At 34.7% G+C, this 22,837-nt stretch carries 16 protein-coding genes; 6 read left to right on the top strand and 10 right to left on the bottom strand.

What is annotated here, in order from left to right; translation table 11 throughout:
* Positions 1-14 precede the first annotated feature (14 nt).
* Positions 15-746 (bottom strand): metallophosphoesterase family protein, encoded by a 732-nt coding sequence (locus C1H87_RS16550; RefSeq protein ID WP_199769301.1) that lies wholly within the window; start codon positions 744-746, stop codon positions 15-17.
* 261 nt (positions 747-1,007) lie between these two features.
* Between C1H87_RS16550 and C1H87_RS16545 the strand changes: the two genes are divergently transcribed.
* Positions 1,008-4,460, top strand: coding sequence for a pyruvate carboxylase (locus C1H87_RS16545; RefSeq protein WP_102756880.1), 3,453 nt, complete (start codon positions 1,008-1,010; stop codon positions 4,458-4,460).
* A gap of 162 nt (positions 4,461-4,622) precedes the next feature.
* Here C1H87_RS16545 and C1H87_RS16540 read toward each other — a convergent pair whose 3' ends face one another.
* The 8 genes from C1H87_RS16540 to C1H87_RS16505 all read right to left on the bottom strand — a co-directional run bounded on the left by C1H87_RS16540 (position 4,623) and on the right by C1H87_RS16505 (position 14,641).
* Positions 4,623-6,395, bottom strand: a complete 1,773-nt coding sequence (locus C1H87_RS16540; protein ID WP_102756879.1) for a BspA family leucine-rich repeat surface protein — start codon at positions 6,393-6,395, stop codon at positions 4,623-4,625.
* Between the two features lie 349 nt (positions 6,396-6,744).
* Entirely contained in the window at positions 6,745-8,211 is a 1,467-nt protein-coding gene (locus C1H87_RS16535; protein WP_158655258.1) for a BspA family leucine-rich repeat surface protein, read from the bottom strand.
* A 347-nt stretch (positions 8,212-8,558) separates the two neighbouring features.
* Positions 8,559-9,815, bottom strand: a complete 1,257-nt coding sequence (locus C1H87_RS16530; protein ID WP_102758303.1) for a BamA/TamA family outer membrane protein — start codon at positions 9,813-9,815, stop codon at positions 8,559-8,561.
* 125 nt (positions 9,816-9,940) lie between these two features.
* Positions 9,941-11,215: a POTRA domain-containing protein gene (locus C1H87_RS16525; protein WP_233783185.1), complete on the bottom strand. Its 1,275-nt coding sequence runs from the start codon at positions 11,213-11,215 to the stop codon at positions 9,941-9,943.
* Positions 11,212-11,937 (bottom strand): hypothetical protein, encoded by a 726-nt coding sequence (locus tag C1H87_RS16520; RefSeq protein WP_102756877.1) that lies wholly within the window; start codon positions 11,935-11,937, stop codon positions 11,212-11,214. The genes C1H87_RS16525 and C1H87_RS16520 overlap by 4 nt, the downstream gene beginning before the upstream one ends.
* Positions 11,930-12,940 (bottom strand): glycoside hydrolase family 113, encoded by a 1,011-nt coding sequence (locus C1H87_RS16515; RefSeq protein WP_102756876.1) that lies wholly within the window; start codon positions 12,938-12,940, stop codon positions 11,930-11,932. The genes C1H87_RS16520 and C1H87_RS16515 overlap by 8 nt, the downstream gene beginning before the upstream one ends.
* 42 nt (positions 12,941-12,982) lie before the next feature.
* Entirely contained in the window at positions 12,983-13,897 is a 915-nt protein-coding gene (locus C1H87_RS16510; RefSeq protein ID WP_102756875.1) for a hypothetical protein, read from the bottom strand.
* Between the two features lie 30 nt (positions 13,898-13,927).
* The gene (locus C1H87_RS16505) at positions 13,928-14,641 is read right to left on the bottom strand and encodes a DUF547 domain-containing protein (protein WP_102756874.1); all 714 of its coding nucleotides are present in this window, start codon (positions 14,639-14,641) and stop codon (positions 13,928-13,930) included.
* Between the two features lie 289 nt (positions 14,642-14,930).
* Between C1H87_RS16505 and C1H87_RS16500 the strand changes: the two genes are divergently transcribed.
* The 5 genes from C1H87_RS16500 to C1H87_RS16480 are packed head-to-tail and all read left to right on the top strand — an operon-like array spanning position 14,931 to position 20,630.
* Positions 14,931-16,229: an NAD(P)/FAD-dependent oxidoreductase gene (locus C1H87_RS16500; protein ID WP_102756873.1), complete on the top strand. Its 1,299-nt coding sequence runs from the start codon at positions 14,931-14,933 to the stop codon at positions 16,227-16,229.
* A 9-nt stretch (positions 16,230-16,238) separates the two neighbouring features.
* Positions 16,239-17,828, top strand: a complete 1,590-nt coding sequence (locus tag C1H87_RS16495) for a 4Fe-4S binding protein (protein WP_102756872.1) — start codon at positions 16,239-16,241, stop codon at positions 17,826-17,828.
* Positions 17,829-17,881: 53 nt separating this feature from the next.
* A complete protein-coding gene (locus tag C1H87_RS16490; RefSeq protein WP_233783183.1) occupies positions 17,882-18,454 on the top strand; it encodes a toxin-antitoxin system YwqK family antitoxin in 573 nt (190 codons plus the stop codon).
* The gene (locus tag C1H87_RS16485; protein ID WP_102756871.1) at positions 18,451-19,143 is read left to right on the top strand and encodes a glycosyltransferase family 2 protein; all 693 of its coding nucleotides are present in this window, start codon (positions 18,451-18,453) and stop codon (positions 19,141-19,143) included. The genes C1H87_RS16490 and C1H87_RS16485 overlap by 4 nt, the downstream gene beginning before the upstream one ends.
* Positions 19,140-20,630 (top strand): cellulose synthase family protein, encoded by a 1,491-nt coding sequence (locus C1H87_RS16480; protein ID WP_102756870.1) that lies wholly within the window; start codon positions 19,140-19,142, stop codon positions 20,628-20,630. Before C1H87_RS16485 ends, C1H87_RS16480 begins: the two co-directional genes overlap by 4 nt.
* A gap of 609 nt (positions 20,631-21,239) precedes the next feature.
* Here C1H87_RS16480 and C1H87_RS16475 read toward each other — a convergent pair.
* Complete coding sequence (locus C1H87_RS16475) at positions 21,240-22,799, bottom strand: tail fiber domain-containing protein (protein ID WP_102756869.1); 1,560 nt, start codon at positions 22,797-22,799, stop codon at positions 21,240-21,242.
* Between the last annotated feature and the right edge of the window lie 38 nt (positions 22,800-22,837).

Here is a 22,837-nt window from a genome sequence, read left to right as displayed (position 1 = left end):
GCCTTCGCAGGAATTTAGTCCTTATTCCGTCCCTTTTCATCAGGATACAAAGCAGGTAAATTATCACTCTGGAATACTTCTTTGGAGCTTAAATCCATTGCAGAAACCTTACCCTTAAAAGCTGCACCTGTATCGATATTCCAAACATTCGCAGCATGCATAGGCACATTCGAATTAAAATTGGTTGTTGGTGTATGTCCAATATAAATTTCTTTATAATGCTTTAAGCGTTTTGGGTATACAAGAGCATCCTCACTTATACTTTTGTCTAGTGTTAAAGCCATCTCCCAAAGTGTTCTATCAAAATAAAAGGTTTCCTTATACACTTCTTTGGCCACACCATGCATCGAAGTAAAACCTGCATGAACAAATAAACGATTCTCATCGTCAAGGTGATACAACGGCATATTTTCGAAAAACGCTAAATGTTGCTTTTTTTCTTCTTCAGAAAACAGCTCATAACTTTCAATAGTTTCCTTACCACCATGAATGTACCAAACGGGGTTCACGTCTTCCGATCTTAGCCAATTCTCGCACCAAACATCATGATTTCCTTTTATAAAAACACAATTTATTTTTTCAGACAACTCTATTAAAAACTGAATAACCTGAGCAGACTCACTCCAACCGTCTACATAATCACCCATAAAGATAAGTGTATCCTCATCCTTAACCTCAACTTTATTTAACACTTGAGTTAGTGCCCTTAAACCACCATGAATATCTCCAATAGCTACAGTTCTCATAATTTAAATCAATTTTTCCGCAAATCTAATAGATTCTATTTGAAATAACGAAAACGAAAGTTAACTTTAAATTAAAAGTTTACTCTATTTTCTAACTTATACCTCCTCATCTAGGAACACCTTAATTTATTGAATTCTTTAACTTAAATTAAATAATTATCAAAAAAATCTTTTTTTCATTAACAATCCTTCAAAAATAAAATTAAACATTGACGATAATTTATTAGTTTTATGATCTCTTAAATTTTAATTTTTTAATAAATGAAAATAAATAAAGTACTGGTTGCCAATCGTGGCGAAATTGCCATTAGAATTTTTAGGGCATGCGCAGAAATAGGGGTTAAAACTATTGGCATTTATACCTACGAAGATCGATATTCGCTCCACAGACATAAATCGGATGAAGCTTATCAAATAGGCGAAGATAATGAGCCATTAAAACCGTACTTAAACATTAATCTTATTATAAAAATTGCATTAGAGAACGGTGCAGACGCCATTCACCCTGGTTATGGTTTTCTTTCAGAAAATGCAGATTTTGCACAAGCCTGCGAAGACAATGGTATTATTTTTATAGGTCCAAAAATCTCTGTTTTAAAATCTTTAGGTGATAAAATCACAGCCAAAAAAGTAGCCGTAGAAAACAACATTCCTATTATAAAAAGTAACAGCAAACCTTTAAATAATATAGAAACGGCTTTAAGCGAAGCTGAAAAAATCGGGTATCCGATTATGCTAAAAGCAGCATCTGGCGGAGGTGGAAGAGGCATGCGTGTTATAAGAGAAGAAAACGAACTAAAAAGCGCTTTTAACGAAAGTAAACGCGAAGCCCTAAATGCTTTTGGAGACGACACCGTATTTTTAGAAAAGTTTGTAGAAAATCCAAAGCATATTGAAATTCAAATTGCGGCAGATAATCATGGTAATATGGTGCATCTATACGAAAGGGACTGCTCTGTACAACGCCGTTATCAAAAAGTAATAGAATTTGCTCCTTCCTATGGTTTAAAAGAAGAAACCAAAACCGCTTTATATAATTATGCACTTAAAATTTGTAAAGCTGTAGATTACAATAATATTGGTACGGTTGAGTTTTTGGTAGATGAGGACGACTCTATTTATTTTATCGAAGTTAACCCTAGAATTCAGGTAGAACATACCGTAACCGAGGTAGTAACTAATATCGATTTGGTTAAAACCCAATTATTTGTGGCCGGTGGGTATAAACTATCCGATCAGCAAATAAAAATTACAAATCAGGAGACTGTGAAAGTAACTGGTTATGCGTTACAATGTAGAATAACTACAGAAGATCCTCAAAACAATTTTAAACCAGATTATGGTACGATTACAGCATATAGAAGTGCTTCTGGATTCGGCATTCGCTTAGATGCCGGAAGTATTTATCAAGGCGTGACCATTTCTCCGTTTTTCGATTCTATGCTAGTAAAAGTAACAGCGAATAGCAGAACTTTAGATGGGGCTAGCAGAAAAGTAAGTCGTGCTTTAGCAGAATTTAGAATTCGAGGCGTAAAAACCAATATTCCATTTTTAAATAACATTTTAAAACACGAAACCTTTAAAAAAGGAAAAGTAACCGTAAACTTTATCAAGTCTAACCCCGATTTATTCAATTTTAAGGTATCCAGAAATAGAGCTACAAAACTCATTACTTATTTGGGAGATGTTATTATAAATGGTAATGAGGATGTCAAAAAATTAGATCCAACAAAAACATTTGTAAAACCAAAGGTTCCAAAATTCGATCTAACTGCTGATTACCCTAAGGGTACCAAAGATTTATTAACCGAGTTAGGTCCCGAAAAGTTTTCCGAATGGCTAAAGCATGAAAAAAAGGTTCATTTTACAGATACCACGATGCGGGATGCGCATCAAAGTTTATTAGCCACCCGAATGCGTACTTACGATATGGTAAAAGTTGCGGAAGGGTTTGCTAAAAACCATCCAGAAGTATTTAGTATGGAAGTTTGGGGTGGTGCAACTTTCGATGTTTGTATGCGTTTTTTACAGGAAAACCCTTGGGAACGTTTACAAATGCTTCGAAAAGCCATGCCGAACATATTGCTGCAAATGTTACTTAGAGGGTCTAATGGTGTTGGCTATAAAGCTTACTCAGACAATTTAATAGAAAAATTCATAGAGCAATCCTGGGAAAACGGTATCGATATTTTTAGAATTTTCGATTCACTTAATTGGATGGAATCTATTGCGCCCTGTATAGAACATGTAAGGAAAAAAACAGGAGGTTTAGCAGAAGCTTCAATCTGTTATACAGGTGATATTTTAAACTCTAAAAACACCAAATACAATTTAAAATACTATACAAGCCTAGCGAAAGATATTGAAAATGCTGGCGCACATATTTTAGCTATAAAAGATATGGCTGGTTTATTAAAACCCTATGCCGCTTTCGAACTTATTTCTGCATTAAAACAGAAAGTAAATATTCCGATACACTTACATACTCACGATACATCGTCCATTCAATCTGCCACCTATTTAAAAGCTGTAGAAGCTGGTGTTGATGTGATTGATGTAGCCTTAGGTGGTTTGTCGGGGTTAACATCGCAGCCCAACTTTAACTCTATTGTAGAAATGTTGCGGTACAATGACAGGGAACCGGCAATAAACATAGACTCGTTAAACACGTATTCGAACTACTGGGAAACAGTTAGAGATTATTATTACCCCTTCGAATCTGGCTTAAAAGCAGGATCGGGACAAGTATTTAAGCATGAAATTCCCGGAGGACAGTATTCCAATTTAAAACCTCAGGCTCAAGCCTTAGGTTTGGAAGATCGTTTCCATGAAATAACGACTATGTATAGTAACGTTAATCAGCTTTTTGGCGATATTATAAAAGTAACTCCTAGCTCGAAGGTTGTGGGTGATATGGCACAATATTTAGTTAGTAACAACCTAACTATCGACGATGTATTAGAACGAGGTGATAGCATCTCATTTCCGCAATCTGTGGTGAGTTTCTTTAAGGGTGATTTGGGACAACCTGTTGGAGGTTTTCCTGAAAAACTTCAAAAATTAGTTTTAAAAGACCAAAAACCATATTCCGATAGACCAAATGCCCATATTCCCCCTATAGACATTGAAGAGGAATACAAATCCTTCAAAAAGATATTTGAAAAAGGTTTAGGCAGGCCTGCAGACATTACCGATTTTCTATCTTACAGTCTTTATCCAAAAGTCTTTACCGATGCTTATAACAAGCATTTAAAGTATGGCAACATCATGCATGTTCCTACTAAAAATTTCTTTTACGGTATGGACATTGGGGAGGAAATTATAGTAACATTAGACAAAGGTAAAGCGGTTCTCATCACACTGGAATCTGTTGGAGAACCTAATGCCGATGGTATGGTTACTGTATATTTTAAAGTAAACGGACAAGGCCGTAGTGTAGAAATTAGAAATACGTCTATTAAGGTAGATAAGGTTGAACATGTAAAAGCAGATAAAACCAACGAAAAACAAATAGGAGCTCCTTTACAAGGTATGCTTTCTACCATTTTAGTAAAGAAAGGGGAACAGGTTGTTAAAAACCAACCCCTGTTTATTATAGAAGCCATGAAAATGGAAACGACTATTACTGCTGTTGAAAATGCAACGATAAAACAAGTTGTTTTAAAATCTGGCACTATGGTGAATTCTGAAGATTTGGTAATAATGCTTGAATAGCCGTTTCTATGACCTGAGCTGAATTTGTTTCAGTAAGGCAGGAATCATCTAATGTGTTTTAGTTTAAATTTAACGTGAGTTTCTATATTAACAATGCCTTTATATTTGCTTTTTAAGATAGAAACTCACGTTAGTTAGTTAGTTAGTTAGTTCCTCAACCAACTACTTTTTAACTATTCTGCTTACTATGGAGCCCGCTCCAGTTTGTATTTTTAATAAATAAGTGCCTGATGGCAGTGCAGATACATCTACCGACTTGTTGTGCACTCCTTTTTGAGCGAGCACCTCTGCACCCTGTAGGTTGTATAGCCTTAGTTGCTCTATCTCCCTGTCCAGATCTATTTGGATGTTCTGGGTCGTTGGGTTTGGCCATACCATGAACGCCTCTGTTTCTATACTTGGGGTACTTAACGTGCACCCCGCAGCTTTTCCTCCATCGGTTATGCTCCAGTTAAAATCGTCTATAAGCTTCTGCCTTGCAGGTTCTCCCTGACAATACTTGCTGTTTCCCCCATCAAATTTCACCCCACTTTGCAATGATCGCTTGCTCCAACCTGCTAATAGGGCATCGTAGTTTTCTGTAGAAAGAGTAGTGTTTTCAAACATATTGGTCATATTGGTTACATTGGAAACATCCCAGTTGCCTATATCCCCGTTAAAACTAGTAGCTTGGCGAAACATATAGCTCATATCGGTTACATTAGAAACATTCCAACCACTTAGATCCTGATTAAAACTGGCGGTACCATTAAACATACTTCTCATATTGGTTACATTGGAAACATTCCAGCTACCTATATCTTGATTAAAACTGTCCGCTCTAGAAAACATACCTCCCATATTGGTTACATTGGAAACATTCCAACCACCTAGATTCTGATTAAAACTGGTAGCTCTACCAAACATACTTCTCATATTGGTTACATTGGAAACATTCCAACTACCTATATCATGATTAAAACTGGTGACTCTATAAAACATAGAACTCATATCGGTTACATTAGAAACATCCCAACCACTTAGATCCTGATTAAAACTGGTGGCTTCTCTAAACATACTTCTCATATTGGTTACATTGGAAACTTTTTCGTTCCAACCACTTAGATCCTGATTAAAACTGGTCGCTCCATCAAACATACTATACATCTGGGTTACATTGGACACATTCCAGCTACTTATATCCTGATTAAAACTGGTGGCTTGCCAAAACATACCTCCCATATTGGTTACATTGGAAACATTCCAGCTACCTAGATCTCCATTAAAACTGGTGGCTCTACTAAACATACTTCTCATATTGGTTACATTGGAAACATTCCAACCACCTAGATCCTGATTAAAACTGGTGGCTTCTCTAAACATATAAGTCATATCGGTTACATTGGAAACATTCCAATTACCTATATTCCCATTAAAACTAGTAGCTTGCCAAAACATATAAGTCATATCGGTTACATTAGAAACATTCCAACCACCTAGACCCTGGTTAAAACTGGTGGCTCCTCTAAACATATAACTCATATCGGTTACATTGGATAAGTTTGGAACATCTGTTGCGTTTCCTTGTAAGTCTTTACAATCGTAAAAAGCCCTATTCATTGAACGCCATTCCCCATCACCCCACTGCTCTATGCTTTGTATCTTTGATTTATTCTCCGTAGTACTTTTCTCAAAATAAATTCTAGGAAAATCTCCAGTAATTTTTACGGTATGCATACCTGCCTGCGCATATTCATGACCTGCATCTCCTGTTTGGTTCGTATCTGCTGTTCCGTCTCCCCAATCTACGGTGTAATTATATCCACTACCCGCTGTAGGAATGGTAATAGACTCATTGGCTGTTGTGGTTTTCCAAGTGGTAATAAATGCTCTTTGCGCAGATAAGGGCATGTAGCTACTTAATATAAGTGCCAAAATGGTAATTTTTTTTATCATAACATGATCGTTTTAAGTAATTAAAAGCTCAAAACTATCCCATCCGGACGTAAACGATTTGTCAAAAAATTACTATTTTAAAATACTTGGCTCTTTTTATCAAAATCTTATAAATTATGGTAGTTCATCCTGATTTTTAATTTATGCACACTCTTGTTTTCTTATTGGTACATCTGGTTTCTCCAGAGTTGAAAAAATCTTCTTTTTTATTGGTAGATTTTAATGACCTTTCAACTATAGTTTATGCTGAACATTGTTGAAGTACTCATGGCTACAAGTAACATTATTAGCGGATTTATCGTTAAAATATACTTGTTTTAAAACTCACGTTAGTTAGTTCCTCAACCAACTACTTTTTAACTATTCTGCGCACCATGGAACCTGCTCCGGTTTGTATTTTTAATAAATAAGTACCAGATGACAACACAGATACATCTACCGACTTGTTGGAACCTCCTTTTTGAGAGAGCACCTCTGCTCCCTGTAGGTTGTATATACTTAGTTGCTCTATCTCCCCGTCAAAATCTATTTGGATGTTCTGGGTCGTTGGGTTTGGCCATACCCTGAACGCCTCTGTTTCCATACCTGAAGTACTTAGTGTACATCCCGCAGCTTTTCCTCCATCGGTTATGCTCCAGCCAAAATCGTCTATAAGCTTTTGTCTTGCAGGTTCTCCCTGGCAATACTTGCTGCTGCCCGCATCAAACTTTACCCCGTTTTGCAATGATCGCTTGCTCCAGCCTGCTAACAGAGCATCGTAGTTTTCTGTGTAGAGTCCCGTATTCTCAAACATATTGGTCATATTGATTACATTGGAAACATCCCAGTTGCCTATATCCTTGTTAAAACTGGCGGCTCCACTAAACATAAAGCTCATACTCATTACATTGGAAACATCCCAGTTGCCTATATCCCCGTTAAAACTGGCGGTTCCACTAAACATAAAGCTCATATCGATTACATTGGAAACATCCCAGTTGCCTATATCCCCGTTAAAACTGGTGGCTCCATTAAACATACTATTCATATTGGTTACATTGGAAACATCCCAGTTGCCTATATTCCCGTTAAAACTGGCGGTTCCATTAAACATACTAGTCATACTGGTTACATTGGAAACATCCCAACCACTTAGATCCTCATTAAAACTGGTGGCTTCTCTAAACATCCAGCTCATATCGATTACATTGGAAACATCCCAACCACTTAGATCCTCATTAAAACTGGTGGCATCAAAAAACATACCACTCATAAGGGTTACATTGGAAACACTCCAACCGCTTATATCCTGATTAAAACTAGCGGCATCATAAAACATAGCGCTCATATCGGTTACATTGGAAACATTCCAGCTACCTATATCCTGATTAAAACTTGTGGCTCCTTGAAACATAAGACTCATATCGGTTACATTCGATAAGTTTGGAACATCTGTTGCGTTTCCCCGTAAGTTTTTACATCCCGAAAAAGCAGAAGCCATTGCACTCCATATCCCATCGCCCCACTGCTCTATGCTTTGTATCTTTGATTTATTTTCCAAAGTACTTTTTAAAAAATAAATCCTGGGGAAATCTCCAGTAATTTTTACGGTATACGTACCTGCCTGCGTATAGTTATGGACTACATCTCCTGTTTGGTTCGTATCTGTTGTTCCGTCTCCCCAATCTACGGTGTAATTATAACCGCTACCCTCTGTAGGAATGGTTATAGACTCATTGGCTATTGTGGTTTTCCAAGTGGTAATAAATGCTTTTTGTGCAGATAAGGGCGTGTAGCTACTTAATACAAGTAACAAAATGGTAATTTTTTTTATCATAACATAATCGTTTTAAGTTATTAATAGCTCAAAACTATCCCATCCGAACGTAAATGGCTCGTCGAAAAATTACGATTTTAAAATACCCGGCTCTTTTTATAAAAACTCTATAAATTATGGTAGTTCATCCTGATTTTTAACTTATTAACTCTCCTATTTCCAATGTAATCGGTATGACCTTTAGACTTTAGTTCATACTGAACATTGTCGAAGTACTCAAGGCGACAAGTAACATTATTAGTGGATTTATCGTTAAAATATACTTGTTTTAAATCGAACCCACCTTAATTTAAAAGGTCCTGTTATAGTTTATCTTGAGCGAAGAAAACGAAAAGTAGGGATAACAGTTAAAAGTACTGTCCAATACCAAACACCAGACCTTTGGTTGCTCTTTTGGTAACGCCAAAGCCATAATCGATTCTAAAAATGGCATTGTATATTTTTTTATGGATAAAACGGAGCCCTAAACCTGGATACACCTTAACGTTATCCTCTTTGCTAAAATCACCAAAATCACCTCCCGGATTTCGCCATGTACCACTATCTACAAAAACATTCCCTTGTAAAGCAAACCATTTCTTTTCGTACAGAGTGTGGCGGTACTCGGTATTAAGTACAATAACTCCTGTACCTCTATCTATAGTATTACCAACGCCTCTTACGTTTAGATTGTTGTCTACGGAAAAAGGCGCAAAAGGTGTTTCATCGTTAGTTGATAATCCCATCCTTAATCTGGACGCCCAGTTACCTTTTTTCCCTACCCGTTTAAAATAAAAGAAATCGTTCCAACCGATAAAAAAATCTGGCAACATGGCATCTGTAGATGTTACATACTGAAAGTTAAACTGACTTCTAAATCCTGAAACATATTGATAATAATAGTCCAAATCATTATACTCGTAAATACCCTTAACCAACCATTTATGTACATTTAATTCTGGTCTATTATTAACGTTTTCTCCTCTAAATTTGTAGTCTTCCACAAAGTAATTTGCCCCTAATTCTAATCGGTTTTTAAAATTAAATTCATACAAACCTAAAACCTCAAACGACTTATTTCTATACTTATAATTTGCGGTCTCGCCTTCAAAAAAAACAGGCTCTTGTGTTGTTAAATCCTGATGGTTCACTGCTATTCCCAACTTATTTGAAAACAAATAAGGTGCTCTAAAGTTTATAGCGTATGAGCTAAAAATATCTTTTTGATAAAACCCTCCAAAAATAATATTTCTCCCCAAAAAGTTAAACTCATAAAGTCCTAGCCTGTATGCAAATTCATCATCGTCTGTAGTGTAAACATTTAAGGATGGAATTAACGTAAAGTTTTCTTCAATGTTATAAAACACATTGTATTGATTTCCTTCCGATAGAAAGACTTGATAGTAAGCGTGAGACACCGATGGCAATCGTTTTAAACGTAAAATATCTTGCTCTATAATTAACGAATCCAACTTACTACCAGATTTGATAGTAGATATTTTTTTTATGAATGAAGACTTTAGTCTTTTATTCCCTTGAATTTTAAGATCATGAACGATGCTTTCTTGTCCGTAGGAAGACATACCTAAAATAAGCAATAAAACTACAATTGTTCTTCTAAACATATTAAAGGGCAAAATCATATATCAAAAATAAAACTTTTATTTAGATCCTTACTTTTATTTCGGCTACGCTCTCAAGTTAACATTTTCTTTAACTTAATGAAAAAGCCTCAAAGCATTATTTTCAATTAAAAGTATTGTCCTATTCCAAAAACAATTCCATTGCTAGCATCATTCCCTAGCCCATAACCGTAATCTAATCTAAAAACAGCATTAAAAATTCTTTTATGTATGAACCTAATCCCTAAACCGGGATGAAATTTAATTGTACTACCATCAAACAACTCCCCTAAATCACCTCCGGGAGTTCTCCAAGAACCCGTATCAACAAAGGCATTGCCCTGTAATACAAACCAACCTTTTTCATATAGCGTATGTCTGTATTCTGTATTAATAACTATGGCTGCCGTGCCTCTATCTATGGTATTGCCTGCTCCTCTAATGTTTAATTGATTATCGACTGCAAAAGGCGCAAAAGGTGTTTCGTCATTAGATGCATAAGCCAATCGCAATCTGTTCGCCCAATTGCCTTTGCTACCCACTCTTTTAAAATACTCAAAATCATTCCTACCTATAAAGAAGTTCCTTAACAGATTATTTTCACCTTTGTTACCCGTAACAAATCTATACGTTAGAATACTCCTAAAACCTTTTTGATATTGATAATCTATATCGATGTTATTGTATTCGTATTCACCAATAACAGACACTTTATTAGCACTCAGTTTTTCAGGAATCCCCGTAGGCAAATCCCCTTCTAAAAAACCATAATATTCCGAGTCAATATTTAAACCCAGTTCCAATCGATTATGAAAATTCGGTTCATATTGAAGCTTAATTTCAAACGCTCTGTAATCAAACTTATAATTCACATCACTATCGTTATCAAAAAAAACAGGTTCTTGCGATACTAAATTCTGGTAATTAACACCTATTCCCAATTTACGTGTAAATAGGTTAGGTGCTTCCCAAAAAGCGCCGTAAGAATCGAATATATCCTTACTGTAAAAACCGCCTATAATCTGATTTCTACCTAAAAAATTAAAATCGAACACCGATATTCTATAAGCAAATTCCCCATTATTATCTGTAAAAATGTTTAAACCGGGAATAATGGCGAAATTCTCCTCAATGATATAGGTTAGATAGTATTTTCCGTCGTCGATAGACTCTAATTTATATGTTGCATTAGCTACCGAGGGCAATAACTTTAAGCGTCTTATATCTGATGCTATTTTAGTAGAATCTAAAACAGTTCCTTCTTTAACAAAAGCTAATCGTTTTAAAAATGCGGTTCTGGTTCTTTTGTTTCCTTCAATATCTATTTTATGAACACGGTACTCCTGTCCGTAGGAAACCGTAAAAAAGAACATTAAGATTAAGGGGGCAACAATTCTTTTCACTGTGCGATAAACGTTTTATTAATCACTAAATTCACCCAATTGTCTTCGCTTACATCCATTAAGGTGAAATTATAAGTATTATTTAAAGTTAAAGTGGCAGGTGTTTGTGTGGTAATGTTTAATACAACATTGTTAGTCTCGTAATATTGAAAATTGTTTTCGTAAGTATATGTACCAGACAACAGATTATTTTGCGCATCGGAAATTACCTGAAAGTAAATCGCATTATCGTCAACAGCATTATCAATCCACATAAACTTTGGCATTCCAGATTCGCCTTGGTCAATAACTACTTCATCATTCCAAAGGGTAGGTTTCGAAATTTGCTTCGTCCTAATAGGGTTAGATATTTTAATTTCCCCATCTAATTCAAACGTAACAATGTTCCACGTTTCAACCGAAGCAGACTGTGTAAACTTACCTAAATAGCCATTAAAAAAAGGGGCGTTATTTAATACTACTCTGGAATAGTTTAAAAAGTTACTATTATCTACACTAACATTATTGGTTTGATAAAATCTTATGTTACTCGCTCCAGCTTCCGGATAATAAAACGTTAAAACATCACCATTGGTTTCATCACTAGCAGCACATGCAATAACCCCTCCCATTTCAATGGTCCTTCCTTGAATATATGCAGATAACGTTGAATCTATAACATCGTCATCTGAACAAGACACGACTATTAAAAAACATATAACAATGTATTTTATATTATTCATTTTGGCTATACTGTTTTCTTATTAAAGCCTCAACAGGTTTATTTTGAGGTGTAAACTGCGAATCGTTCTTACCTCCTGATCTGCTATGGTTATGAAACCATTTCCATATAAAACCACCTGCAAACCAATCTTCCTTCCAAAAAGTTTCAAACAAAGCCTTTGTTGTATTGGTCTGCGCATCCATATTAACCTCTATCATATTGGTATCGCTCTTCCAGGGTTCTTTCCCAGAAAAATCAACACTTCTATATCCAAATTCAGTAAATAGCACTTGTTTCTTATGTTTTTCAGACATCGTGCTAATTACTTGTTTATGTTCTTTCCAACCTGTTAAACACGCTTCAACGGTTGGTGTTTTGGTTTCACTAACTGGAAAATATGCATCAACACCTATAAAATCCAGCTGCTCCCAAAAAGGCGTTCTTTTAAATTCATCCCAATTCGCAGCATAGGTTAATTTACCTTTATAAATCTGCTTTATCTCGTTAATGAGCTTAAACCAATAATCGGGTCTGTTTGCGATAAATTTTTCTAGCTCGGTTCCAATACAAAAAATCTCTGCATTTACATCTTCGGCCAGAGTTGCATATTCTAAAATAAACTTTGAATACGACGCCTCCAAAACCTTCCAATCTGCTTCATTAGTCATTTCTATATACCCGGTAAACTCACCATGCCAGACCCAAATTTGGGGTTTCAGCATTATTTTAATCTTCTTTTTACGAAGCTCTTGTATATACTGTTTAACACCCTCGTTAGTTTCACCATACCATTGTCCTTTTATATTGTACACAACCTCTGGATGTGATAAATTCTTAATAAACCCAAACGGCATTACTGCAGCATAATTGGCATTTAAATTAACAACAGGGGTTACATGTTTACCATCGATTGCCTCTCTGGATGCCACAAAACTAACGCCGTTAATTTTTTTAGCCTGGGTGATACATGAAGATTGAATAAAAAGACAGCATAAAACAATTAGGAGTTTGAACCTTTTCATATAAAATTTTTATTTTCAAACTCCTAATTTACCATAATATCGTTAAAACAATGCTCTTAGCCCAATGTTAAATGTTTGTCCTAAACCTGAATCGGTTCCTCTAACAAAATTGGTGTATAGAACTTCAATATTTAATACATCGCTTAATTGGTATTTTGCACCACCTCCCAATGCTGTAAAGTCTTGAGAGAAATCGTTTCCTAAATCTATTAACTGTGAGTGTTGAGCCAACGCCAGAACTGTAAACTTAGAGCTTGGAAAATAACTTAAAAATACACCCGGTGTTAATCGTAAGCTATTATTAGCAAAACTTCCTTCTAGCGATGTTGAAAAATCCGGGGTATAACTATCTTCTTTACCAAAACTAAATTCCGAATTTAACTCAGAGAAAATTTGCCAATCTCCACTTGGAAACGTGTAATCATAGAAGAAACGATTTTGAAAAATATAGCTTTTTTGGTCAAAAAACACACCGTCTTCAGTTTCATTATTAACTAAAGGGATATGAATTGCTGTTTGAATCGTAAAATTAGACACATTTTTAAGTGGATTAAATTTAATAGCCGGTGCAATAGACGTTAATCCAGAACGTGCCGTACCTCGCTCGCCATCAAAAGAGAATACATCTAAAGCATCTCTACCTCCAACGGCATTAGATCTAAATTCTAATATAAGTCCAACATTAAGTTTACTGTTTTCAGACACACCTGTAAAAACATCTAAAGTAGAGGTAAAGAAAGTTTGTCTATCTTGATTTTTAGCTACATCGCCACTACTATTGGCTTCTTTAGTTTGCGTATATAAATTATTAAACCATTTAATATCCCATTGTCCTTTCTTTAATAACTTTGAAGGGGTATAGGTTTGAATATTACTTTTCACTTGTTCGTCGTCGTCCTGTGAAAAACCGGAAAATGATACAATTGTAATTGCCAGTAACGTTATTATTCTTTTCATTTTATTTTATTTTTTTATTTGTTATTTAGTTTATTGTTTGTTTACATTCCAGTTATACGGAAAGTAACTTAGTTTAAAATTATTGGGTATTTTTTCTGTTCTGTAAGTATTAATAAAGTCTATTTCGGTTTTACCATTCATAGTAAAATCCCCTTTATACCACTCCATGATTTGCGATGCTTGTACGCGTTTCTTTTTGGTATTCACTTTTAAAAAGCTACCATTTAATGCTTTTTTGGTTTGCACATCCATTTGGGCGTTTAATGTGCTTGGTAAATAAGCTTTATTAATTAAAGGAGGACACCCTAAAGCGCCACAAACCAATACAAAATGAAAACGGGCATCGTTAAATTGGGCTCTTAAAAGTTTATGCTCAATATCGTTTAGCGTAATTTTCTTCCTAGCTAAGCTATAGGTTGTTTTATCAAAAAAACCTTTGTGGTCTAAGGGAGATTTTGTTGGATAATTATTTATAATGCCCTTTATTACCGATAGGTTATAAGCATTAATCCAAAATGCCTGATAGTTTTTTGCATCGCTTTTTGAAACCGATACACTTTCTGCCAGTTTTAAAACCTCATCAAGAGGTGCTTTGTTAGAGTTAATTTTAGAATACGCTACTTTTCCATTTGCAACGTTAGTTTTAAAAAAACTATCTGCTTTTTCAAAAAAAGTATTCAAATCTTGGGCCGAAAGAGATAAGCTTCCCAAAAACAGTAATACTATAATATTTATATTTCTCATTTTTATGTGTTTATTGATTTTCAACTCTGCATCAGTCTGAATGATTTTCTCAAACTTTCAAAAAAATGTAAAATTTTTCACGTCTGAATACAACCTTAAAACTTACAGTTAAAAAATAATTTATACTTATTCTAAATACACTTCTTCATATTAAGTTATTATCTTTAGTTGCGACATAATCCCCAACACTATTAGAATTTATAATGTGATTCCCACTAAATAACACACATAATCAATTGTGTTCTAGTAAATCACATTTAACAATATAAAACAAAATAACAACTATCACATGGAGCACATAGTTATTATAGGAAACGGAGTTTCAGGCGTTACAGCTGCCAGACACATTCGTAAATTATCGGATAAACAAATTACCATTGTATCTGCTGAAACAGATTATTTCTTTTCGCGTACTGCCCTTATGTATGTGTACATGGGACATATGAAGTTTGAACATACCCAACCTTACGAAAATTGGTTTTGGGAAAAGAATAGAATCAATCTTAAAAAAGGCTATGTTAAACATATTGAAACTAAAAGCAAAACACTACATTTTGCAGAAGGTGATACGTTACAATACGATAAACTTATTATTGCCACAGGTAGCAAACCGAACAAATTTGGATGGCCGGGTCAAGATTTAAATGGTGTTATGGGCATGTACCATAAGCAAGATTTAGAAAATCTTGAAAAATATGCTCCTAATAACAAGGTCTGTAAGCGTGCTGTTATTGTAGGTGGTGGTTTGATAGGTATAGAATTAGCCGAAATGTTAAACTCCCGTAATATCCCCGTTACTTTTTTAGTTCGAGAAAGTAGCTTTTGGAATGGTGTACTACCAGAAGGTGAGTCTGCTATGATTAACCGACATATTAAAAATCATCATATAGATTTAAGATTAGGCAATAACTTAAAAGAGATTATATCTGACGAAAACGGCAAGGTTAAATCTATAATTATTCAGGAAACGGGCGAGGAAATTGCTTGTGATGTTGTTGGACTTACGGCTGGTGTTTCTCCTAATATCGATTTTATAAAAGATTCTGATATCGAAACCGGACGCGGTGTTAAAGTAAATCGATTTTTAGAAACTAATATTCCCGATGTTTATGCTATTGGCGATTGTGCCGAACAACATGAAGGGATTAATGGTCGCCGCCCCATCGAGGCTGTATGGTATACTGGACGTATGATGGGTGAAACCGTTGCACAAACCATTTGTGGCAACCGTATTCAATACAAACCAGGACATTGGTTTAACTCTGCTAAGTTTTTAGATATTGAATACCAAACTTATGGGTGGGTGTTTTCTAACCCGAGAGAAAATGAATCCCACTTTCATTGGATACATAATGACGATACTAAATGTGTTACCGTTTGCTACGACCTACATACTCGTGAATTTTTAGGCATAAACACTTTTGGAATTAGAATGAAACATGAGGTTTTTGATCGTTGGCTGACCGAAAAGCGCAGTGTTGATTATGTCATGGAGCATTTAGTTGAAGCCAATTTCGATCCTGAGTTTTATAAGACTTATGAATCTGAGATTAGCGTTGCATTTAAAAAAGAATTACAAATCGTATAAAAAAATAAAATGAGTAATAAATTAAATCATAGTATGTCGCTAGCAAAACCAGATGCTGTAGACATTTCTAACAAACAAAAAGTTGCTTTGGCTATTGGCGTTCTAGGTTTGTTCATATTAGCACTTGCCTTGCTTAACACTAATTTTCCTAACAAGGCGTTGTTCTTAACCCTTTCATTGGGTTTAATTTCTGTTGGCATAATAGTATATTCAAGAGATGCATATTTAACCAAATTAGAAGGTATAAAAAACGATGGCACCTGGTTTAAATCCATATCATCTCGCGGTATTTGGGGGTGGATTCTTGGAGTTATTTTAACTTCATTTTACATCGTATTATATTTTTACCCGCAATATTTAGGATTAGGTAAAGATGGTGCACCAAATACTGGACTAATTTCTCTTTTCGATCCTTTAAGTAATTTATTAAGTGGAAGAAACGCCAGTCAATGGTTTGTTTACGGAACATTGTACACGGTAGCTATTCTCGCTTTTGGTTATAAGTTCATGCTAAAATACAGGCATAACAGGTATCAGCAGTTACGAACAGGTTCTGTGATGTTTTTCCAATTAGGCTTCGCCTTTTTAATTCCGGAATTTATGTATGTTTTAAATTCCGATTTACCGTACTACGACCTAAAAAGCATATGGCCCCTTAATTATTATATTTTTGACGAATGGTCTGTAAAAGCATTCCTTTCTAACGGCAATATAGGTTTAGGGTTCTTAATATTTGGAATTATTTCTATTTTTTTAATCACCCCTATATTAACTTATAAATACGGAAAACGTTGGTATTGTTCTTGGGTTTGCGGTTGTGGTGGTTTAGCCGAAACTGCTGGCGATCCTTTTAGACATTTGTCTTCTAAAAAAATGTCTGCATGGAAATTAGAACGTTGGTTAATCCATACAGTGCTTGTTTTTTCTGTAGTGATGACGGTAGCCATGGTTTACACCTATTTAGGTTACGATCATAATAACTTTTGGCTAACTAAAGGACTCTTTATTAGTTTAGTTATAGGATTTCTAACTTTAGTTTTTGCCGCTGTTATGTACTTTAAACGTAACGAGCTTGGTAAAGATGCTAGATATGGTGCTATAGGTTATTTTGCGGTTATTGCTTTACTAGTAATTATGCACTTTACGGGTACAACAGACCATGTGTTTTTTATACAGGGTAGTGACCTGCGTTCTGCTTACGGTATTTATATCGGTTCTATTTTCTCTGGAGTTATTGGTACTGGATTCTATCCCATTTTAGGAAGCAGAGCTTGGTGCCGTTTTGGTTGTCCTATGGCTTCTATTCTAGGGTTCCAACAGCGATTATTCTCTAAGTTTAGAATTACAACCAATGGCGGACAATGTATCTCGTGCGGTAACTGTTCCAACAGTTGCGAAATGGGAATCGATGTTCGTGCTTATGCTCAAAAAGGTGAAAATATAGTACGGTCTAGTTGTGTTGGTTGTGGTATTTGTAGTGCCGTATGTCCAAGGGGCGTATTAAAATTAGAAAACGATACTATGAAAGGACGTATCAACCCAACTGAGATATTACTTGGGAATGATGTTGATTTAATGGATTTGGTGAATAATAAATAGTTTGCAGTGCTCAGTTCGGTTCTGTTTTTACTTTTTGAAATTAATACCTAAAAATGAACAATTTGATATTAAATTATAAAGACAAATTAAATTCAACCTGTCATGCTGGGCTTGTCGAAGCATCTTTTCCAAATAATTTTTTAAAAGGAAGGTTTTATTTTAGTTTGTATGTGATCTTCTTTTTCATATTACAAGCTTCAGCTCAAGATGTCTACAAAAAAAATTACGATGATGGTGGAAACTTGATATCGGAAGGCTGGATAAGCAATAACCAGAAAGTAAAGTATTGGACTTTTTATTACCCAAATGGCATTGTTAAAAAAGAAGGTCACTTTCATCAAGACAAACCTATAAAATATTGGTACTTTTATGCCGTTAATGGTAATAAAAAGTCTGAAGGTCATTTTGTTAATGGCAAAAAGAATAATTGGTGGTTGTTTTATGACGATATGGAAAAAATCAACCATAAATGCCAATTAAAAAACAATCAAAAAAACGGGTATTGTTTGATGTACAAAAACGAGAAATTGGTTTCTGCAAGAAAATATAAAGACGGTAAAAAAATTAAGGAGTGGACAGATTTTAAGTCCTTTAGAAAAGAAAACAAACTATCTGACCTTCAATGACTCATATAAAAGTTATTATTCCTGCTTACAACGAAGCAGATTCAATCGCTAATGTTATTAACGATATTCCAACCACTGTTAACGAGGTTATAGTTGTAAGTAACAATTCTACAGATAACACCGAAGTTAACGCTAAAAAGGCAGGTGCAACTGTTTTAACAGAAACCAATAAAGGGTATGGTTATGCTTGTTTAAAGGGAATGGATTATATTGCAAATCAAGATAACAAACCAGATATTATTGTTTTTTTAGATGGTGATTATAGCGATTACCCAGAAGAGTTAACCAAAATTGTTGCTCCTATTGTAAATGACAGTATCGATTTTGTAATAGGTGCTCGTGTTAAACGACTTAGAGAAAAGGGTTCTATGACGGTTCCTCAAGTTTTTGGCAATTGGCTGGCAACTACATTAATGACATTGTTTTTTCGTGCAAAGTTTACAGATTTAGGACCGTTTAGAGCCATTAAATATGAGAAGTTATTAGCACTTAACATGGAAGATAAAACCTATGGATGGACCGTAGAAATGCAATTAAAGGCATTGAAGCAAAAATTTTCATACACCGAAATACCAGTTAATTACAGAAACAGAATAGGTGTATCAAAAGTTTCAGGTACGGTAAAAGGTGCTATATTTGCAGGCATAAAAATTTTAGGTTGGATTTTTAAATACAGTATTAAAAAATGATTCCTCAAACCATTATTATAGTAATATACACCATAGCACTTTTGCTTATATTTTTATATGCACTGGCACAATTAAACCTACTTTTTAATTATATAAGTGCTCAAAAAAAGTGTGATGATTGCTCCAAATTCGATCTTACCAATCCAGATGAAATTCCATATGTAACGATACAACTACCTGTTTATAATGAGATGTATGTTATGGAGCGGTTACTGAATAATATTGCAGAAATTGACTATCCTAAAGACAAATTAGAGATACAGGTTTTAGATGATTCTACCGATGAAACTGTTGAAACCACCCATAAACAAATAGAAGGTTTAAAAGCGGCTGGATTAGATATTAAACAAATTACTAGAACCGATCGTAGTGGTTTTAAAGCAGGAGCCCTTAAAGAAGGGTTGGAAGTTGCAAAAGGTGAATTTATAGCTATTTTCGATTCCGATTTCCTGCCTAAAAAAGATTGGTTAAAACGTACTGTGCCATATTTTAAAGATGATAACATAGGCGTTGTGCAAACTCGTTGGGGGCATATTAACCGTAACTATTCCATCCTTACAAGAATTCAGGCCTTTGCTTTAGATGCACATTTTACACTGGAGCAGGTTGGAAGAAACAGTAAAGGGCATTTTATTAATTTTAATGGTACTGCTGGTGTATGGCGCAAAGAGTGCATTATAGATGCTGGTAATTGGGAAGGCGATACACTAACCGAAGACCTCGATTTAAGCTACCGTGCCCAATTAAAAAACTGGAAATTTAAATACCTTGAGAATGTTGAAACACCTGCCGAGCTTCCTGTTGTTATAAGCGCTGCGCGTTCACAACAATTTAGATGGAACAAAGGTGGTGCTGAAAACTTTAGAAAAATGATGTGGAAAGTTTTAAAGAACGAAAAAATATCTGCTAAAACTAAAGTGCATGGTCTCTTGCATTTGCTTAACAGCACCATGTTTTTAAACATCTTAATAGTAGCAGTACTTAGTATTCCTATGTTATATATAAAGAACGAATACGCTCACCTAAAACCTTACTTCTATGTAATGAGTTTCTTTGTAATGAGTACAGTTATCTTTTTTGTTTGCTACTGGATCATGTACAAAAGAATTTATGGTAGTGGCATTAAAAACTTTATACGATACATAGGTATGTTTTTTGTATTTTTCTCAATAGCCATGGGCTTTTCTTTACACAATTCTATAGCTGTTCTAGAAGGTCATTTAGGCAAAAAGAGTGAATTTATACGTACCCCAAAATTTAATATTAACACATTAAAAGACAGTTGGAAAAACAACAAATACATTAAAAAAACAGTATCGGTACATGTTATTTTTGAAGGCTTGCTTATGGCCTACTTCGGTTTTGGAATGTACAGCGCCTTTGTTGTAGGGGATCAGGGTGGCGATTTCGGACTTTTCCCTTTTCACCTTATGTTGTTTTTAGGTTTTGGTTATGTATTTATCAAGTCTTTGACTTCTAAAGTTTAGAAACATAGCACAAGTATATCCTAATCCCGTGTATTAGAATAGAAGTTCCATTAAATGTATTACCCCAAGCGAACGTAGTCGCTTAATCAGCAGAACTTCTAATAAATATATTATGATTTCCCCATGGTAAGTGAGGCACCTGCCCGAAAACCATATAAAGTATTACTTTGAGCAAAAAGCATATTTAGACACTATGAGTAATAAACTCGACACGATGTAAGTTGTAGATTTCGTAATAGTAGGTTTTTAGAATATTTTAATGATTTATAGTTTGAAAATTCCAAAGTAATGCCATGAGTTTTTATTAACTTTTTTATATGTAACAAAAACTAACAGATATGTTATGTATCATTGTTATAAGAGTTTCAAGAAGTCCTGTTTAAGGTATTGAAGAAAAGAAATTATGAGGTGATTCTAAAAAACCATCACATTTATGTATATCCTCTTATTGCTGAAGGCACCGTAGAAATTCAATTTAAGGATGATTCAAAAATTCACAGAGTAAATGTCCCAATTATGAAGGTTTCATCTACTTCTTTAATTCGTAAAAACACAAAGAGCATTACCAATTTGTTAGGTAATACTCTTCATTTTACATCATATACGCAATTATTGAATTATCATTTTTTTTGTATCGATGATCTTTCCATCTAATACAAGGCTATAATGATATAGCCCTTTTGGTATTTTATTTTTTGAAATCATTAGTTCTCCATTTCCTGATTTAAGATTCTGAAATACCTTTACCTGTCTTCCATTAAGATCAAAAATGAAAATTGAAGTGGACCTTGTATTTGGTGATGTCGTATATTTAATAATCGTTTCTGAAATAGCAGGATTGGGTATGTTTTGGTATAACTGTGCAGTATTCTCATTAATATCTGTATTTGTGGGTTTATGTGATATATCATTTTCTTCAATAGCTTTCTTTATATTTCTAATTTCTTCTTTTAATTCACTTTTCTCTTGATTGATCTCTTTAATTGCTTCTATCAATACCGGAATTAGTCCTTGATAGTTTACTGCTTTATAACCGTCTTGACTTTCTTTTACCAAATCCGGAAAGACCTTTTCTAATTCTTGTGCAATTAAACCGTATTGTTGTTTTACCGGTAATTGAATCCCTGATTTTTTTATCTTATCAGTTTGTTTAAATTGATAGGTGACACCTTCAAGCGCATTGATAGCCTTTAATGCATTAGGTATCGTAGTAATGTCTTTTTTAAACTTTTTATCAGATCTTAACCATAACCCGGTAGTATAAGCATCGCCATCTATATAAAGTCGATATTGGTTATACATATATGGGGTCCCCAATGCTATGTTTCCTGTTGCAAAATCCCCAAGAATTAAAGGAGTTCTGTTAATTCCTCCATGCTGGATGTATAATTTATTATCGACATTAGTTACATTTATCCCGGCATCGTTACCAATAAACACATTATTGTCTCCTATGTTTTCACTACCCGATGCTCTACCTAAATAAGTATTCCCTGATCCAGCATCGGAATCGCCAGCACTAACACCAACAAATGTATTAGAACTCCCGCTTCCATTTTTATTACCTGCATAACTACCTATAAATGTATTAAAGTTTCCAGTTCTACTCGTATTACCAGCATTATGACCGCTATAAGTATTATGAAAACCCTTTGTATTAGAATACCCGGCATACCTACCGTTAAAGGTATTAGAATGTCCGGTTGTATTCTGATGACCAGCAGCATGACCATTAAAGAGATTAGAATGTCCCGTTGTATTATTATAACCAGCAGAAGAACCATTAAAGGTATTATAGTTACCCGTTGTATTGTTATAACCGGTAAAACTGCCACAAAAGGTATTGCTGTCCCCAGTCGTATTATCATAACCAGCCGAAGAACCATTAAAGGTATTAAAACCACCAGTTGTATTTTTATAACCAGCAAAAGAACCATTAAAGGAATTATAGTTACCCGTTATATTATTATAACCAGCAAGACCGCCATTAAATGTATTAGAACTACCCGTTGTATTCTCATGACCGGTATGATTTCCAATAAATACATTATGACTCCCAGTGGTAAGTGAGGCACCTGCCCGGGTACCATATAAAGTATTACTTTGAGCAAAAAGCATATTAGACACTATGATTAGTAAGCTCGACACGATGTAAGTTGTAGATTTCATAATAGTAGGTTTTTTTAGAATATTTTAATGATTTATGA

Source organism: Flavivirga eckloniae (genome assembly GCF_002886045.1).
GTDB lineage: Bacteria > Bacteroidota > Bacteroidia > Flavobacteriales > Flavobacteriaceae > Flavivirga > Flavivirga eckloniae.
The sequence above is the reverse complement of the archived record's forward strand: the minus strand, read 5'-3'. Positions and strand labels throughout refer to the sequence as shown.